The organism is Candidatus Methanoplasma termitum, assembly GCF_000800805.1.
In the GTDB taxonomy this organism is placed as follows: domain Archaea; phylum Thermoplasmatota; class Thermoplasmata; order Methanomassiliicoccales; family Methanomethylophilaceae; genus Methanoplasma; species Methanoplasma termitum.
On record NZ_CP010070.1, the window covers coordinates 1232693 to 1250360 of the forward strand.

The 17668-nt window shown below is 50.0% G+C and carries 20 protein-coding genes; 6 read left to right on the plus strand and 14 right to left on the minus strand.

Going from position 1 to position 17668, the window contains the following annotated elements:
• The first annotated feature begins 1 nt into the window (after position 1).
• Genes Mpt1_RS06030 through Mpt1_RS06040 form a run of 3 tightly spaced genes read left to right on the plus strand, consistent with a single transcriptional unit; the run spans position 2 to position 2608 of the window.
• A complete protein-coding gene (locus tag Mpt1_RS06030; protein WP_048113114.1) occupies positions 2-949 on the plus strand; it encodes a transcriptional regulator in 948 nt (315 codons plus the stop codon).
• A complete protein-coding gene (locus tag Mpt1_RS06035; protein ID WP_048113116.1) occupies positions 946-1566 on the plus strand; it encodes a hypothetical protein in 621 nt (206 codons plus the stop codon). Before Mpt1_RS06030 ends, Mpt1_RS06035 begins: the two co-directional genes overlap by 4 nt.
• On the plus strand, positions 1550-2608 hold the full coding sequence (locus Mpt1_RS06040; RefSeq protein WP_048113118.1) for a CPBP family glutamic-type intramembrane protease: 1059 nt from the start codon (positions 1550-1552) through the stop codon (positions 2606-2608). The genes Mpt1_RS06035 and Mpt1_RS06040 overlap by 17 nt, the downstream gene beginning before the upstream one ends.
• Positions 2609-2644: 36 nt before the next feature.
• Here Mpt1_RS06040 and Mpt1_RS06045 read toward each other — a convergent pair whose 3' ends face one another.
• From Mpt1_RS06045 to Mpt1_RS06055, 3 genes are all read right to left on the minus strand, one after another.
• A complete protein-coding gene (locus Mpt1_RS06045; RefSeq protein WP_048113120.1) occupies positions 2645-3403 on the minus strand; it encodes a sugar phosphate isomerase/epimerase family protein in 759 nt (252 codons plus the stop codon).
• Between the two features lie 3 nt (positions 3404-3406).
• Positions 3407-3787, minus strand: a complete 381-nt coding sequence (locus Mpt1_RS06050; protein ID WP_048113122.1) for an RNA-binding domain-containing protein — start codon at positions 3785-3787, stop codon at positions 3407-3409.
• Positions 3788-3865: 78 nt separating this feature from the next.
• Positions 3866-4720, minus strand: coding sequence for a hypothetical protein (locus tag Mpt1_RS06055; protein ID WP_048113124.1), 855 nt, complete (start codon positions 4718-4720; stop codon positions 3866-3868).
• Between the two features lie 64 nt (positions 4721-4784).
• Here Mpt1_RS06055 and Mpt1_RS06060 point away from each other — a divergent pair, with 64 nt between their 5' ends.
• Positions 4785-6218, plus strand: a complete 1434-nt coding sequence (locus Mpt1_RS06060; protein ID WP_048113126.1) for a DNA-directed DNA polymerase II small subunit — start codon at positions 4785-4787, stop codon at positions 6216-6218.
• Positions 6219-6280: 62 nt separating this feature from the next.
• Here the strand turns inward: Mpt1_RS06060 and Mpt1_RS07735 are convergent, their stop codons facing one another.
• The 11 genes from Mpt1_RS07735 to Mpt1_RS06110 form a co-directional block, all read right to left on the minus strand.
• Complete coding sequence (locus tag Mpt1_RS07735; protein ID WP_158386791.1) at positions 6281-6421, minus strand: hypothetical protein; 141 nt, start codon at positions 6419-6421, stop codon at positions 6281-6283.
• Positions 6418-7053: a V-type ATP synthase subunit D gene (locus tag Mpt1_RS06065; protein WP_048113128.1), complete on the minus strand. Its 636-nt coding sequence runs from the start codon at positions 7051-7053 to the stop codon at positions 6418-6420. The genes Mpt1_RS07735 and Mpt1_RS06065 overlap by 4 nt, the downstream gene beginning before the upstream one ends.
• 4 nt (positions 7054-7057) lie before the next feature.
• A complete protein-coding gene (locus Mpt1_RS06070) occupies positions 7058-8440 on the minus strand; it encodes a V-type ATP synthase subunit B (protein ID WP_048113960.1) in 1383 nt (460 codons plus the stop codon).
• Between the two features lie 5 nt (positions 8441-8445).
• Complete coding sequence (locus tag Mpt1_RS06075; RefSeq protein WP_048113129.1) at positions 8446-10176, minus strand: V-type ATP synthase subunit A; 1731 nt, start codon at positions 10174-10176, stop codon at positions 8446-8448.
• The gene (locus tag Mpt1_RS06080; RefSeq protein WP_048113131.1) at positions 10177-10482 is read right to left on the minus strand and encodes a V-type ATP synthase subunit F; all 306 of its coding nucleotides are present in this window, start codon (positions 10480-10482) and stop codon (positions 10177-10179) included. It lies immediately after the preceding gene.
• Positions 10482-11531, minus strand: a complete 1050-nt coding sequence (ahaC, locus tag Mpt1_RS06085) for an ATP synthase A1 subunit C (protein WP_048113133.1) — start codon at positions 11529-11531, stop codon at positions 10482-10484. Before ahaC ends, Mpt1_RS06080 begins: the two co-directional genes overlap by 1 nt.
• Before the next feature lie 4 nt (positions 11532-11535).
• The gene (locus Mpt1_RS06090) at positions 11536-12093 is read right to left on the minus strand and encodes a V-type ATP synthase subunit E (protein WP_048113135.1); all 558 of its coding nucleotides are present in this window, start codon (positions 12091-12093) and stop codon (positions 11536-11538) included.
• Between the two features lie 19 nt (positions 12094-12112).
• Complete coding sequence (locus Mpt1_RS06095; RefSeq protein ID WP_202965144.1) at positions 12113-12358, minus strand: ATPase; 246 nt, start codon at positions 12356-12358, stop codon at positions 12113-12115.
• A 2-nt stretch (positions 12359-12360) separates the two neighbouring features.
• Positions 12361-14406 carry a V-type ATP synthase subunit I gene (locus Mpt1_RS06100; RefSeq protein ID WP_238603109.1) on the minus strand — a complete coding sequence of 682 codons (2046 nt, stop codon included), beginning with the start codon at positions 14404-14406 and terminating at the stop codon, positions 12361-12363.
• Between the two features lie 4 nt (positions 14407-14410).
• Entirely contained in the window at positions 14411-14743 is a 333-nt protein-coding gene (locus Mpt1_RS06105) for a hypothetical protein (RefSeq protein ID WP_048113137.1), read from the minus strand.
• Positions 14744-14844: 101 nt separating this feature from the next.
• On the minus strand, positions 14845-15300 hold the full coding sequence (locus Mpt1_RS06110) for a deoxycytidylate deaminase (RefSeq protein ID WP_048113967.1): 456 nt from the start codon (positions 15298-15300) through the stop codon (positions 14845-14847).
• A 73-nt stretch (positions 15301-15373) separates the two neighbouring features.
• Between Mpt1_RS06110 and Mpt1_RS06115 the strand changes: the two genes are divergently transcribed.
• Together Mpt1_RS06115 and Mpt1_RS06120 are read left to right on the plus strand one after the other, a co-directional pair.
• Positions 15374-16234: a hypothetical protein gene (locus Mpt1_RS06115; protein WP_048113139.1), complete on the plus strand. Its 861-nt coding sequence runs from the start codon at positions 15374-15376 to the stop codon at positions 16232-16234.
• Between the two features lie 133 nt (positions 16235-16367).
• Positions 16368-17501 (plus strand): IS110 family RNA-guided transposase, encoded by a 1134-nt coding sequence (locus Mpt1_RS06120; RefSeq protein ID WP_048111096.1) that lies wholly within the window; start codon positions 16368-16370, stop codon positions 17499-17501.
• The last annotated feature ends 167 nt before the right edge of the window (positions 17502-17668 follow it).

Sequence of the window (17668 nt, forward strand, 5' to 3'; positions counted from 1 at the left end):
TATGAGCAGAGAGGAACTCATCAACACCACAAGATCCGTACTGGCTAAAGCGGGATTTGAGATCTCATCCGCTCTGAATTTGCGCAGCATTTGTTTTGATATAGTGGGAAGAAAGGACGAAACATTGCTCATCATAAAGGTTCTAAGCAATGTTGATGCATTCTCAAGAGAGAATGCAGATGATATGAAGGTCCTTGCCGATGCGCTGAAAGCGACCCCTCTGTTAATAGGTGAGACATCCAGCTCAGGACCTCTTGAGGCCGGCATAGTTTATTCAAGATTCAAGATCCCGATCATTTCCAACGAGACCCTCGGTGAACATTTGTTGGAGGATGTGCCACCGTTCATCTTTGCGGCCCCCGGCGGACTTTATGTGAAGATCGACGGCGAGTTATTAAGAAAGATAAGAGAGACCGACGGAATAAGTCTGGGAACCCTTGCAGAGGTAACAGGGGTGTCAAGACGTACAATACAAATGTATGAATCGGGAATGGGCGCGATGATCGATGCTGCAATGAGGCTCGAAGAATTCCTGAAGGTCCCTATAATAGAGCCTGTCAATCCGTTCGAGTATGCAAGTAAAAAGAAACCGGAGGACTATGAGGTCAAAACCGGCGAACATACGAGCTCCAATACGCTGAACCGTCTGCTTGAGATCGGGTTTGCTATCACGCCCGTAACGAAGAGCCCTTTCGAGGCCATTTCGAGAAGCCGGCAGACCGTGTTCCTTACAGGGCTTGGAGTTGATGAGGAAAGGCTGATCCAAAAGGCGATCATCGCTTCCGAGATCTCGAAGATCGCAGGGAAGCATTCACTCATTATAGTTGAGCGGGGGCGTCCCGCGGAGAGTATCGAGTCGACCGCCGTCGTGACGAGCGAAGAACTCAAAAAGATAGACGACCAGGACGAACTCACAGATCTGGCACTTTCGAGGAGCACTAAAAAATGATATCCATAGATATCGGAAAGTGCAAGGTGGATATCCTGCCGATAGTCAAAGGACTCGTCTCGGAAGCCGATAGGGTCCGAGAGGCATACGGCAAATACGAAGCATACGCCGTTGCACTCGGCATAGAGGAGATACAAGCGCTGAAACGCAGAGCGGAGATCGAAGAGATACAAGAGCACAGCGAGATCGACATGGTATATGTTTACCACCTTTCTGTTTTCGGAGAGATAGAATCTCCTACCCCCGCGTACTGCGAATTGATCGACCTATGCTCAAAGGATTCCATTGAGGTCATACCGCTGGATATGAACAACGAGGAGTTCACCGAGATGTACATCCACAACGTAAAGACGATGGAGTTCGTGAAGGAGCACAGACTCGCGAAAAAAGGCATGAAGAAGCATTTTGACATGTCTTCCCCGGAAGCATTTTCGATATCATGGGACAATTATCTGAACAAAGTAAAGGGCTACCTCAAAGTGAGCCAAAAAAGAGAAGAATACATGGCCGCGCAGATCGTAGACATAGCAAGATACAGGCGCTCTCTGCTTGCCGTAGTAGAGGTGGAAAGGCTAAATAATATTGTGGAACATATCAAGAATGACAAAGATGAGTGATGAGTGCCCACGGTGCAGAGAATATGCCGCTAACGGCAGTTCGTACTGCGGCTCATGCGGCAGAGCGCTCGGACACAGCGGATCGAGAAACGGTGCCGTAAAAAATTCGAGGCGCGGCCTCTCAAGCGTCATACTTCAGTTCGCATGCGTAATCGTTGTTCTCATCGTGATCGTCGAACTGATAACCCTGTTTGCAAAGAGCGGGGATGTTTTCTCTTTACTGAAAGATGTTGAGCTCCCTTTCTTCTTACTTGTGCCTTCCCCCGAAATAGTATTCAGTATCGGCATACTCGGGCCGCAGATATATTGGATACTCGTGATCATTATTATTTTCAGCAGTGCGGTTTTTGCGATATGGAAGTTCTTTGTCGAAACAGAAAAGAACGGAGGTCTATCCGAACCTAACGCATCGGAGAACACGGCCTTCTTCTGGGTGTGCGTCTCTCTCTGCGCAATGCTGACGATCCACTATATCATCGTGTTCATACTTACCAATATGCTAGGAGTAGAAGTGACAACCCCGGATTTCGGCAGTGTAACAGAGCAGGTGTTCGGTTTTGCCAACGCCGCAGTTTGGGAAGAGATGGTCACCCGCCTGCTGTATATCGGCGGGCCGATAGCGATAATCTCTTTGATCATGACGAGAAAAATAGATTCTCTGAAATGCCTTCTGGGCGGCTTCGGGATGAGTAGGACGGCGGTTCTTTTCATAATAATCTCAAGCATCATATTCGGTGCGGCGCATTACTCCGGCTGGGACAATCAGGCATGGAAAGTACTTACCGCTACGATAATGGGTTTGTTCTTCGGATATGTGTTCGTGCGCTTCGGATTGTATGCTTCGATCCTGCTGCACTTCATCACCGATTTCTGGTCATCGTTCGACTGGATCGGGCTTGGCGGTATCGGGATCATTCTGGCATTCCTGCTCATAGGCTTCGGATTCGTTGCTTTATATTACATCTTAAAGAGAATAATAGGTTCGAAAGAATCGATCGCGGGGATGCCTTTATTCAAGAACGGCCTAATAGAGGATAAATGATATTATGCTGGCTATACACCTAATCGAACGGCGGCTTCATCGAAGCCAGCTTTTCAGACGCTTCTTTGACAATATCGCAGACTCGATGCTCCTGGCCTCGATAATATAATTCCCCCGATATCTGCTGAGCTTAGGCAACACACGGGCAAAATCTATCGAACCGTCGCCTATGGTCAAGTGGTCGTCGTTCTTCCCAGTGTTATCGTGGATGTGAACGTTCACGATCCTTTCACCGAACAGCTCGATGGATCTGTCGATCGCGCCGATCGTGTTCGCATGGCCGATATCAAAACATATCTTCAGATCTGTGCCGTCCAGGAGTTCCAGCAGCTCTTCCGGAGTCTGCCCCATCATGATGCGGAAAGAAGGCATATTCTCGATTGCCGCCGTCACCCCGTACTCATACGCCCATCTTTCTATCTCTTTCAACGAGCTTTTCGAGTGTTCCACTGACCTGTCCCTTACATTACCGAGGGAAGTGGAGTATGTTCCGGGGTGTATGGTTATCATTTCGATCCCCATGCGGTTGGCGTGCTCCATCGTCCTTATCGTCTCTTCGGTCGACGTGTTCCTTATCCTCTCGTTCACGGCGGCGATGTTGATGTCGCAGATCGGGGCGTGTACCGAACACCCGATCCTGTACGAGCCCTTTATTTCATTAAACCTTGCGGAGAATTTTGTCACGTCGTGCTTGAACTCCGAGAATATCTCCCACCAGTCAAATTCCCTTGAGACCACATCCATTATCTCCTCCGGGTCGGCCGCACAGAAACCGGTGCAGGATACTCCGATCATCGCTTACACCTCTTCGCCGTCCACGGTCCTCGGTGCGATGCTGTCGATCAGTACTTCCGGATCGTCGCATTCTATGGTCACGGTTATCGTGCCGAGAATCGTCCTCGGCTCGGTGAAGGATATCTTTCCGACGACAGCGACCTGCTTGTTAAGATGTAACGTTATCCTGCCGCCTCTGGCGCCCTTGAACATCATCGACCTTGTGCTGTCCAGGATCTTCTGCTTTCTGATGAGCTTGTAAAACTTGTCTGTGTCTGCTTCCCCCCTTATCCAGCGATCGTCCGTTTCCAGCGATGCGCCCGGGAATATGTTGAGGATCGCATCTTTCACTTTTTCCGGGTCCTCGCTTGGGTAGACCGGACACGTTATCTGAACAGAGACCATGGGCTATGGCAGGCATTGTGCATATTACAATGTTTGCAACGCCATTCATTTTTGATGATTTGTCTTGGTTGAGATATATTATATCGGCATTTGTGTCACGATAAATAGGATTGTATACGTTGTAACTAACACTGCCACCAGGACCCAAAGAAATCTGATCTGTTTTTTTTGAACTATTCTCTGTCCCTCTTCAAAGGCCGTACGGTCGAGAGGAATTGCACCTATCCTCAGCGGCCTGTATTTGTTGTCATCCTGCCAAATACAAAGACCCAACCCGTTTTGCACATCTATTGTTTCTTTTGCTTTTGCAAGAAGGCCACCCATCTTTTTGTATTGGTATGCAAGGAATTCGTGTGTGCCTTCTGGGATATGCACACTCACTTCTTTTCCGCGGAATATCTCGGCTATCTTTGTCCCGTCTACAAAGACCTGGAACGGCCTTCTATCTGTAAAAACATATTTTGAAACACAAATCGATACCGTCGGAGAATCTTTTGGAAACCCGTCGAACACTTTATCGGAACATTTCCGCCTCATTGGAAATTTCATAGATAATATTGAATACGTCAACGCGGCAACAGATATTGCGCCTAAGCACATAATAAAGAAAAAGCTGTCGCTGAACATGTTGGTTACGAAGAATGCTGCGAATACAACAGTCAAAAACACCAAAAAGAACCGATTGAAACTTTTTCTGTTCTCCTCATAAAATTCTGGTTCTTTCTTTTTCTCTCGTCTGATTACTAACCAAAATACCGCCAATAGGATCACAAATGCTACGACCGCTCCAACTACGGTTCCTAATAGATCTTCTGAAAGAATGATTTTATCACACAGCCGATATTTGCGTTTTTGAAAAGAGGATTTTGAATATATATATATTATGGAACAAAATATTTCATTCGAGGTGCACAGACGCTCTTCATTTTTCATCTGCCCGAGGAGAAAAAAACATTGGTCGAAAGACTATTAGTGATGTAGCGCATATGGCCGTGATATGAGGTCGGAGGTCCTTAATGCGGCAGCTAGGAAGAATCTTTTCTTCTCCCCGGATGCGTTAGAGGTCATACTCTCGAACTCGGATCCGATGGCATTTACCAACACTGTTTTGAATGCGCTTTCCGGAAGCTCCATGTTCATAGACAAAAAGGATATAATGGATCTCGTCGCAGGGGACATAGGGATCGCACCCGAAAGAAAAGCTATTGTGCCACATAACAAAAGGCACCATGATATTTCGATCGTTCAGGGGACGGATGTCACCGGCGATTCTACCTGTGAGGGAAAGATCACGGACTTCGCAACATACTTTAAGAACCGATTTTTTGCTCTGAAAAAGATAATCGAAAAAAGAAGGGATTTCGGGACATCCCTGCAGATATCCCGTGCGATGAGCCTTGGGAGAGAAGCGAAGATAATCGGCATGGTCTACGAAAAGAAAGAGACCAAGAACGGCCACACAACTCTCACTCTTGAAGATGAATCGGGAACGTGCACAGTACTGATCTCAAAAGATTCGGCATGCTACGGAGAACTGTTCGTGAACGATGAGGTGGTCGGCGTTTCCGGGAGACCTGCCTCGAGGGGGGATCTTTTCATTGCGGACAAGATATTCCGGCCGGACGTCCCGACGGGTCGTACGTGGACGCCGTCCGATTCGGCCGCCTCCGTAGCTTTCCTTTCCGACATACATGTGGGAAGTTCGACATTCTTAGAAAGGGAATGGAAAAGGATGATCGCGTGGATGAACGCCAATGCATTTGACATGAGCATCGATTATCTCGTACTTCCCGGAGATGTGGTCGACGGTATAGGGATATTCCCCGACCAAGAAGATGAGCTGGATATCGCAGACATCTATATGCAATATGAAAAGCTCGGAGAATACATCAAAGAGATCCCAGACCACATCAAAATAGTCCTCCAGCCCGGGAACCATGATGCGGTTAGGCTCGCCGAGCCGCAGCCGGCGCTCAGCGGCATATTCACAAAAAGCTTCGATTCGAACGTTATCGTTGCCGGCAATCCGGTCAACATCGAGATAGAAGGCAGGACGGTCCTCTCTTACCACGGAAAGAGTATCGATGACTGGGTTGCTAACGTACAGCGCCTCAGCTATGATGACCCTATCACCGTGATGAAAGAGATGCTTACCAGACGCCACCTTTCCCCTATGTACGGCGGGAAGACCGCCATGGCGCCAGAGAAGAAGGATTATCTGGTGGTCGAGAAGGTCCCCGACATATTCGTCTCGGGCCACGTCCACGGCGCGGGGAAGATGGATCATCGCGGCACCAAGATCATTAACGCCTCTGCGTGGCAGGATCAGACCGAGTATCAGAAATCACACAACTTCAACCCCATACCTGCGATAATGCCGGTTGTACACCTCGGCACGGGTGCGGTAAGGATGATGGATTTCTCAAAATAAGATCCGCCTCCGCATACAGTCAGTTTCATAAAAAAGTGATGGTGAAAAGGTTTTTAAGCGATTTAGTAGATCAAGACCCAGATTATCAGAAGAAAGCCGAATATGAGCATCGAGTACGCAATGATCCAGCCGACATTAAAGGCCCGTTTCAGTTTTTTCGGGTCTTCCATCGTCTCGTCAATGCGGTCTCTTATCGATCTCACTCTGCGGCCTCTCCTTTCTTCTTCAGATGCTTAAGACGGATCGTGTTCTCCCTTTCCATCTCCTCAAGACGGAAACTGACGAACCTCTCCGACTCTACCAGGTCGGGTATGATCTTGAACTCGAGAGCGTTGACCCTTCTCTTTGTTTTCTCGATCTCGTCCAGCAGCTTCTTCATGGTGGTCTCGACCTCGGCCGCACGGACCAATGTGTCGAGAAGTTTCTCGAAGGCCATTGCCGCCTCTTCGATATAGGCCGATGTCTCGATCACACCATATCCCTTTTCGGTCATTTTGGTGTGGATCGATGTGGCCTCCACCTTCGGAACCATCATTCCCATTATGCTCTTGCTTCCGAGTTTGACCTCGGGCGTCGTCTTTAGTGCGTATGCCGCACTCTTGACGGCGATCTCTCCCTCGGCGGCACGTGCAATGGTGATCTTCCTCATTGCCGCCTCATAGTCCGATGAAACACCCTCGCGCATCTTCTTTGCTTTGTCCATGACCTCAAAGAACTCGATGATGAGACCGTCTCTCTTCATCTTCATGATCTTGTATCCGCTTTTGGATAACTTGATCCTTTTCTTTAAGCTCAGGAGGGTCGAGCGGTTAGGGGTGATCTCTTGGGTTGACATGGGCTCACTTCTTCAGATACTTCTCGATGTACTTACGGTCGATCCTGGTCAGCTGATCTGTGTCCAACTCCCTCAGAATCTCCCAGGCAATGTCGAGCGTTCTCTCGATAGAACGGTCCTCGTCTATTCCCTGACGTACGATGCGGTCCTCAAAGAGGTCTGCGAAATCAAGGAACTTCCTGTCCTTTGCCGACAGCGAGTCCTTTCCGACGATGGCCACCAGTCCGCGCAGGTCCTTACCTTCCGCATACGATGCGTACAGCTGGTCCGAGACGGCTTTGTGGTCTTCCCTTGTTTTGCCTTTACCGACACCTGAGTTCATCAGACGGCTCAGGGAGGATGACACGTTGACCGGCGGGTATATTCCGTTGCGGTGCAGCTCCCTTGAAAGCACGATCTGTCCTTCCGTTATGTATCCGGAGAGGTCGGGGATCGGGTGGGTGATATCATCGCTGGGCATCGAGAGGATCGGGATCTGGGTAATGGAACCTTTCTTGTCCTTTATCCTTCCCGCACGCTCATACAACTGTGCAAGATCGGTGTACATGTAGCCGGGGTATCCGCGTCTTCCGGGGACCTCTTCTCTCGCCGCACCGACCTGTCTCAGAGCCTCACAGTAGTTTGTGATATCCGTCATGATGACAAGCACCTGCATTCCGAGCTCAAAGGCCATGTATTCGGCCGTTGTGAGCCCTAGACGGGGAGTGACTATACGTTCGACGGCGGGGTCGTCGGCAAGGTTCAGGAAGACCACTGCGTTCTTCAACGCACCTGTTCTCTCGAACTCTTTCATGAACATCTGTTTCTCTTCGTTCGTTATGCCCAGAGCGATGAACACCACGGCGAACTCTTCGTTCTCTCCGAGAACTTTAGCCTGCCTTGCGATCTGCAATGCAATCTCGTTGTGGGGAAGTCCCGATCCCGAGAAGATAGGGAGCTTCTGACCCCTTACGAGGGTGTTCATTCCGTCGATGGTGGAGATACCAGTCTGGATGAAATCCGCCGGACTGTCCCTAGCCCACGGGTTTATGGCCGCTCCGACTATGTCCAACTCCTTATCGGGTACGATCCTTGCTCCTCCGTCAAGAGGTTCTCCTGCTCCGGTGAGCACTCTTCCGAGCATTTCCCTCGAGACCGGCATCTTCATGGTGTCGCCCAGGAAGCGTACTGACGCCTGCCTGTCGATACCGGATGTGCCTTCGAATATCTGAACGACTACGATCTCATCGGATGTGTCGAGGACCTGGCCTCTCTTCATTGATCCGTCGGATAACCTGACCGAGACCATCTCTTGGTAACCGACCGGCTCCGTCTTCTGAACGAAGACAAGCGGCCCGGCGATCTGTGAGACTGTCTTGTACTCCTTGGATACTTTTGCTTTTGCCATTGTTCTCACGCTCCCAGTCCTGCGAACTGCGTTTCCATGTCTTTCGCCACGGCTTCGAGTTCCGAGTCTATGTTCTCTTCGTATTTGGCCTGGATGAATCTTTGTCTGACCGGCAGGTATGCGATCTTATCCACCTGAGCACCGGATGCGAGCGCGTTGTTTGCCAGATCGGAATATTTCTTGATCAGCGTCAACATCACGTACTGCCTCTTTATGGGGCAGTATGCATCGATGGGGTGGTATGCGTTCTGCTGCAGGAATATCTCGCGGATCATTCTCGCTATTTCGAGGGTAACCTTCTGCTCATCGGGCAGAGAGTCTGAACCGACCATCTGCACGACCTCTTCCAGCTCCGACTCCTTCTGAAGGATCTGCATGGCCCATGCTTTGAGGTCGGGGAAGTCTTCGGCGACGTTCTGCTTGTACCAGCCGCTTAACTGTTTATCATACATTGTATATGATGTCAGCCAGTTGATGCTGGGGAAGTGCCTTCTCTCCCTGAGCTTGGTGTCCAGCGCCCAGAAAACACGGACGATACGCAGAGTGTTCTGCGTGACCGGCTCCGACAGGTCTCCTCCGGGCGGGGATACCGCCCCGATGACCGAGATGGAACCTTCGGCTCCGCTCAGTGCCTGTGCCTTACATGCACGCTCGTAGAACTCGGACAGTCTCCCCGCGAGGTATGCCGGGAATCCTTCTTCTCCGGGCATTTCTTCCAGCCTTGACGATATCTCACGCATGGCCTCCGCCCACCTTGAGGTGGAGTCTGCCATCAGTGAAACATCATATCCCATGTCCCTGAAGTACTCTGCAATGGTGATGCCTGTGTAAACAGATGCCTCCCTTGCGGCCACGGGCATGTTGGATGTGTTCGCGATAAGGACTGTCCTGTTCATCAGCGACTCGCCGGTCGACGGGTCCAATAACTCAGGGAACTCAGTAAGAACCTCGGTCATCTCGTTTCCGCGCTCTCCGCATCCGATATATACCACGATCTTTGCGTTGGAGTACTTAGCGAGGGATTGCTGCGTAACGGTCTTTCCCGTACCGAATGCTCCGGGGATGGCCGCTGCTCCGCCTTTTGCGAGGGGGAACATTGTGTCCAGCACCCTGAGTCCTGTCACAAGCGGTTCGGCCGGCTGGTGCTTATCTTTGACCGGCCTCGACTCACGTACCGGCCACTTCTGCATAAGGGAAACTGCCTGTCCGTCGATCTTCGCTATGACATCCTCCACTTTGTATTTACCTGCGGATATGTCCTTTATCTTTCCTTTCTTGAAGTTCGGCGGAACCATGATCTTGTGGGTGATCGACCCTTCCATGACGGTACCTATTACCTGTCCTGCTTCGACTTCTTCTCCGTTCTTGACTGTGGGCTTGAAATCCCACTTCTTCTCTCTGTCCAGTCCAGGTGCGGTCACGCCGCGGAAGATATAATCTCCCATTTTGTCTCTGAGCACGGGTAGAGGCCTCTGAATTCCGTCATAAACGGAGGTCAAAAGTCCCGGACCGAGTTCCACGACAAGAGGGAGCCCGGTGTTTGTTACCGGCTCTCCCGGCTTTACACCGGAAGTATCCTCATAAACCTGGATGATAGAATGGTCGCCTACGATCTTGATGACCTCGCCCATGAGACCTTCGTTCCCGACATATACGACATCGTACATTTTGGGACTGATCCCGACCGCGGTCACCACAGGTCCTGCGACCCTGTGAATTACACCTTTAGTGCTCATTTACTCATCCTCTGTTTTGTATAAATCAACGCCAATTACTCTTCTTACCCTCTCGCGAAGGTCACTTTCGTCACCGCCCACAGGAACGATCACAGGCTGGATGGAATCCAGGACCTTTGATCTGACGTTCTGCGGGAGATAGTTCAGATCCTTTGCCGCGACGGCGAGAATGCCTATTTCGGCTTCCGACATCGCCTTTATGATCACACTCTGATAGTTGCTCTCATCGGCAACGAAAACGCGTTTGAGCCCAGCCAATCTGAACCCAAGCACGAACTCCTCACTTCCTACGACTGCAATTTCCATCAGATCACCAAAAGTCCTTTGATTGTTTCTCTGTCCAATCCGCTCTCCGTTCCTCTGGCTATTGCCCTGATATTCTTTATCTCAAGCTCCTTGTGGATCATGAAGTCAACAACGGGAATGACTGACAGCGGATACAGGTGCGAGAACTTTTTCGCTTTATTGAGTTCGAATCTCCGAAGGGACGATACGACGGCGGTAAGGTCCTTAGCCTCCAGTGCCTCCTTTATGGCTTCGCTGAATTCCAACTGAGACACCTCAGACATCATGGTGTTCACATCCTCCGCGTTTGCTAGGGTTGTCAACAACCTGTCGTCTATCCTTCTCCCTCCGGAAATAATGTATTTCATCACCTGTTCGCCGTATATCCCTTCGGACTTCAATTTCAGGATGGTCTCAAAGTTCTTCATGTCCACTTCCTCTTTGATATACTCCAAGAATAAGCGAGATGGCCTGGATGCGGGGTTGATGTTGTTGATCAACCTCACATAGTGCGTCTTCTCCAAGAAGTCCTCGATCTCCCCGAGATTGCCGCTTGCTTTATATGCGGCAAGAACCTCCTGCGGGAAGCTCATGCGGGTCATTTTCCCAAAGTTCGATATGACATCATCATCTGTTTCAAGCGCGATAAGCTTGTCCAAGGATTCTGCGCCGAGTATGCCTGCAGGGACAAGATCCTCCCTTATTCCGTCCGCATTCAGACCATATGACTTCCCGCGGAGTATGACCTTTAGGTTCCATATGTCCCATTTCTCGAGATATGCAGAGACCATGTCATAAAGCTCACCCGTCGACGAACGAAGAATGCTGCTGAAAACGTTTGCCATGTTGAGGTGTGTCGCATGTTCCAAGAGGTCCATGCCTGCCATTCTTCCAGCCAGGTCCGCCATCTCCTTGCCGTATCCGGTCTCGCTTATGTAGCGGGATATCTCCGGTACGGTCATCATCAGCATCTTGTTGTAGTCCTCTTCGCCCAGCAGGAGGGATTTCTTGGCCTTTACTCTGGCCACAGTGTATGCATAGTTGCCCTTTTTTGCGCTGCGCCTGAACATTATCTCACCCGAACAGGATGTCGGACAAGGCCTTTATCTCAGTATCCCAGATATTCCGAAGCAGGGTCTCATACTGCATGTCGACCTCTTCAGTGTCATCCTCGCTCTGAAGTACAAGGCCCGCACGTATCTTCGGGTCCTTGGTGACGGACTTTACGCCTAATTCCTTGGCAGTAAAGTTGTCCTTGTCAGAGATCACCACCTTCGGTTTGCCGATGACCGTCTTCGCCGATTCTATCATCTCTTTATACTGCCCAAGCTTTACATCCCTGGGAGCGGACTCCAGATCGGCGAGGAGTGTCTCGAATACCTTGGCGAGGATCTCTCTCTTCCTTGAGAGAACGATCTTCTTGCTTTCCAGCTCTGCGCTTGAAAGTTCCTGGCGTTTGAGACGCTCAACTGCTTCTTTGAGCTTCTTGTCCTCTTTTGCTTTCATGTCGGATATCTGTGCGTCCGCCTCGGCTCGGATCGCCCTGACCTCTGCTTTGGTCTGAGCCTCGATCTCGCTGACCCGTTTGTCGGCGGACGCCCTGATCTCCTTCGTGACGTTATCTAATGCCATGAAAAGGCCTCAGACTTGTTTATCCACCCATCACGAATATTGCCATGATTGCTATGACCAGACCAAAGATGACGATGGTTTCCGGAAGGACCATGAAGATCATTGCCTTACCGAAGATGCTCGGGTCCTCTGTTATCGCACCCACTGCCGCTGCACCTACATCTTTCTCTGCCATACCTGCTCCGAGACCGGTGAGCCCGACTGCAAGTCCGGCCCCTATCGCTATGAGTCCCATTCCAAATTGCGTATCTCCTGTCAATGCCATTTTTATACCTCTTTACTAGTTTCTTCTTTTGTTAAGATTGTTCTAAAGCGTTTTATCTTCAACGGCTCGTATTTTATTCCTCCGCCGACAAAGAATTTCGTCATCAGTTCCACGAACTGCAGCCTCAAGGCGTGCAGTCCGGCAGAAAGTATGCCTAACGTCCATACAACCAGATGCAGGAATGCGCACAGCACCAGCCCGATTACAAGGGCGTATATCGGGACGGCTCCCCAGTCCACGACTTCTTTCATCCCCATTATCATTCCGAATGCTATGTAGTTGAAGGCCATTGCCATCCCTGCCTTGGACATTCCGATGGCCGCCAAACGTGTGTATGATAATATGTTTCCGACAATACCCGGAAGTTCGAGTATCGCCATGATCTTTTCTGTTTTAAAGTTAATAGCCACTCCCGCTACCAGCATCACGACGGCGATGACGAGAATATAGAGTAACATCCCCTCGATCCCCGTTTTGTTGAACAGCATCTGAGTAAGCACGTAACAGAGCATCACCATTCCAATGAACGTGATAATCCATCCGCCCTTTTCCATGAAAGCGTGCTTGTTGTTGTGCTGCATTCTTATGTTGATGTAGCCGCAAATGTATCCGATCAACAGGTGTACGACACCTATATACACGGACAGCTTTAGCAATAAACTAACATCTCCCAGCTTCTCGACCCCGATTTCGTTGACCATCATTCCAGAGAACCAATCAGGCAAATGTATGCCCAACAGCCCTTCCCATGTCATTTCCAGTGGCGGCGCCCAGTGGCCGACAAAGTGCATTCCGAGTGCTTCCCCGAAGAAGAAGAACCCGAATAAGAATGCCCATATGCCGCCGAAGAACAGAACAGTAGCGATGGCACGCCAGTCCTTGTGGCGTGTGACCTTAAGACCGTACGCTCCGAGTATTATGAACGGTATCGCATATCCGCAGTCACCGATCATGAAACCAAAGAGCAGCGGAAGGAAGAACATGATCAGGATCGACGGGTCGATCTCCTGATATTTGGGTGTCGAGACCAGGTTTGTGGCGTACTCGAATTCCTTCGCGATTATTCCGTTGTTACCTTTTGTGGGTACTTTTTTGAATCTTTCCTCAATCTCTTCTTCCTCGTGCAGGTTCCTGCCGCGCGTCTCTTCGAATTCGACGTGGACATCGTTGCCCATTCTTGATTCTAGTTCCGACTTCACGGCCTCTACCTTTTTGGTAGGGATCCAGGCATCCATTATGTAGGAATACTCACTGACTGCGATCCTGAGCGGGACCTCTCCCTTCTCGATCTCGATCGCAAGTTCCTCTTCCGATGCACGGAGGAATGTCTTGTGTTTCATCTGAAGTGCTTCGATCTCTTTCTCTGCGGACTCCAGCTTGGCGTTGAGGTCAGCCAAGCTTTCATTGGTCAGTACAAGCGCCTCTGAGGCTGATCCTTTTCCTTCCGGGACCGCTATCTCAACGAAACCGCAATCCGAAAGAATGGATGTTGCTTTGTCCTTTTCCGAGTTCTTCACAAACACCGCTGCGGTGCCGCCTTTTTTCTTGTCAAAAGAAACAAATGTCTCGGCCTCAGCGAGCGCCTTGAGGGGCTCGGTCGGATTCTCCTGTACTGTTCCTACGATCACCGTCAGGCTCTTGTACCCTGAATAGAGTTCAAGATCCACCGGGATCGCCGAGAGAAGTTCTAAGCTCTTCTTCTTGGTGTTTAACTCAGTGATTCTCAGATTAAGATCATTTTTCTTATCAAGTGCCTTTAGAACTTCGGCCTCGATGTCCTCGACGCTGCCAGATGATATCTGGGATCTTATTTCCCCAACGGGTACCCGCGCTGTTTCGGTATTTTTACCTACTCCGAGCTCTTTTGCCATCGCCCTTATCTTGAGCAGCCTTTCGGCGGCTTTTGAATTCCTTGGTAATGTGGCCCCGATGGAAATGTTGTCAACGCCGGAAGTATGATCTATTATGTGAAGCGCCCTGACGCTGTAGAAAGCCTCTATTGCTTCCTCCATGCGGGTCTTGGTGCCCACAACCACGATCCTACTCATCGACTCAGGAAGCGACATTTATGGTCCTCTCGAATTTTTCGATTAGGAAGTCGTTCGCTTTCTTGATTTTCTTTGCAGAAGATTTCTCGACGGCCGCGGCCTGTTTCTCGCCCTCGGCAAGAAGTTTGCCTCTTTCTTCGTCAAGAGCACTCTGCTCTGCTGCAATGGTAGACTCGTAGTTGCTGCGCATCTCTGCTTCAGCATCCTGAATCCTCTTCACAGAATCTCTGCGGGCGTCTGCGATTGCTATTTTTTTCTCTGCCTCGGCCTTCTCGACCCTGGCATCTGCCTCCGCTTCAGCCTTCTTTATTTCCGAAAGTATGTCAGTTCGGCTCAATTTACACTCCCCGACTATTTGCCAAGCAATGGTATCAAGTTAGCGTACTTAATGGTAATTGTCCCTTTATAGAAAAAAATAAAGTGTTACTTATAACGAGGTTACTCTGTTCCTTCCGAGAAAACACGGACCTTTATGTTGGTCTCCGCTAACAATTCCTTTGAGAGATCATCTACATAGCCAGACTTGTAAACCACCTCTATTATTCCTGAATTTATCAGTATCTTTGTACACATCGAACACGGGAAGGTCGTAGTGTAGATTGTTGCGTCTTTTACGCTCACCCCGAAGTACGCCGCCTGCGCCACGGCGTTCTGTTCCGCGTGCACCCCCCTGCACAGCTCGTGCCTTGTCCCGGACGGTATGTTCAGCTGTTCCCTGATGCATCCGAGTTCTTCACAGTGCTTCGTGCCTTTAGGAGAACCGTTGTACCCGGTAGAGAGTATGTGCTTATCCTTTACGATCACCGCCCCCACTCTTCTCCTGACACATGTGGACCTTTGGGACGCTAGCTCGGCCATGCTCATGAAATATTCATCGTTGGAGGGCCTCTTCATGCCCCCCTTATCGCATTGCATCTTATAATTGTTTTAGAACATCACATTAATAATAAGAATGTGTTTTCCAAACGTGGACAAAGACACAAAACGCACCCTGATCGGAGTTGCCGCAGTAGCCATAATGGTGGTCGCTGTTTTCGTAGGCATCAATGTTGCATCAGGCGTGAGTCCTCCATATACCGTAGTGGTGTCGCAAAGCATGCAGCACAGCCCGAACAACAATATGCACTCGCAGCTTGGCGTCATCGACACCGGGGACATGGTCCTCCTGAGAAGCAAAGGGGGCGAGGACAACATGGGCATACAGTCCTTTGTGGATGGATATAAGAACGGGTACAGTAAGTTCGGAAGTTATGGAGATGTAATCATCTACGAAAGAGGAAGTGAAAACCCCATAATACATCGGGCGATATTGTGGCTCGAGAGTAATGATGACGGTACGTGGAGCGCCCCAAGCCTGGACGGATATCCTTCCGATCTTTGGTCGTGTAATAACGGCGGTGAGATCATTACCGATTATAACCACCTGCAGGGAACACTTACTTTGAATAATATGGGATATAACCAAGATCACTCGTTTTCTATTTATCTCGGCACACTAAATAACGGACCATCTGGCGGATTCCTTACAATGGGAGACCATAATATCGACGGCGGTTTCGATCAGGCTATCGGCATTTCCGCAGGATTGGTTTCCTATCAGAGAATAGAATCTGTGGCCTGGGTGGAAGTACCATGGTTGGGTTCATTGAAAATGATATTTTCAGGGGAAAAAGCCAGTCTCAACAATTTCGTTCCAAATACCATACCCAGCCTTGCCGCGGCCGTTCTGTTGTTCGTTTTTGTATTGATCGGAATAAGCTTCCTTTTTGATTACAGATATTATTGGAAATACAGGAAAGAGATGATAGAAGAAATCCGCCCTCATTAAAAGTTGGTCTGTGATATTAGTTTACCACAACAGAAAACCACAGACCGTATGTATGATGGGCGGCAAGGTTATAAAATAACCGATTTCCGGTGCGTACGGAAGCGGTCCTCTGTTTTGGAGGAGGAACGCATAGATGAAAATAGCGATCGGGATAGATGTGCATAAGGAAAAATGTGCGGCGTTTGCAGTGTACGCAGGCAAAGAAGAGCCGAGAAAGAAGAACCTGGATTTTTTGGAAAGATTCAACGCCGATTTCCGGAGGTTCCCTTCGGACGCTGCGGGAATGGTAGGACTGACGAACCGTCTTCACGGTCAGGATGCGTATATTCTGATAGAGAATTCGACCAAGTCTCACGACGTCTATTGGATGCTGACCAATCTCGGGTTCAGAGTGACGGTGGCCCATGCCGCCGACCTGTACAGGATAACCAGGTCCAAAACAAAGAACGATGATAACGACGCTGCTGAACTGGCGGGGTATATGCGCAGGCGGCTGATGGGGGAGATCGAGTTCGCCGTCGCCCATATGCCTTCGCGGGAGGTGCTGGTGCAGAGGGAATTGTGCAGGTTCGATATCAACGACAGGAACGATCTGACCGCTTTGAAAAAACAGATCAGATCCCATCTTCTGATAAGAGGAATGAAGCTGTCCCGCGATTACTCCGACATCACCTGTGTTCTTGCCCTCAGGGAGCTGAAGGCAACGGGGGACCACATTCTCATTCTGGATGCGGCGAAGGCCGAGAGTATCAAAGCGAGGAAGTCTCAGACGGAGAAGATGATCCGATACAGGATGGAAGGCAACAGGATGTTCGATATCGTTTGGTCGGTCCCCGGATTCGGTATCCTGTCTGCGGCGTATGTCACGTGCATGGCCGATGATATGACACGTTTCGTGGATGGGCGGGCATTCGCCGCATCTGCCGGTATAACTCCCAAACTTGACGAATCCGCCGACAGACCGAAGAACTGCGGGATCAGCCGCAGAGGGGACCCAGAACTCAGGAGGCTGTTGTGCCAGGCAACGTTCGTTCACATAAACCATGCGGACTCGTTCATATCCGAGAAATACAAACGTCTGAAGGCCAACGGCAAACATCACAACGAGGCGTTGGTGGCATGTGCGAATTCCATGGCCCGTATGATCTGGGCCATGGTGACCCGGGACAGGAAGTATTCCGCAGACCCGACAGTGATGGCTGTGACAAGATATCTCGCCGATTCCGACGAGATAGAGGATGAGATGGAGGCAGCGCAGACAGAATGATCATGAACGATCGGGATGCGGTGAAGCACAGCCGGACGGGAAAGGATGTCGGCTTCTTTTTGGCCTTCGTGGTCGCTTAGAAAATCGATACAGTATCGTCGGGCATATCGGGAACGCGGAAATGGCCTTCGGGGCCGGGCAATAAATCGATGATGCGGAACTGCGGG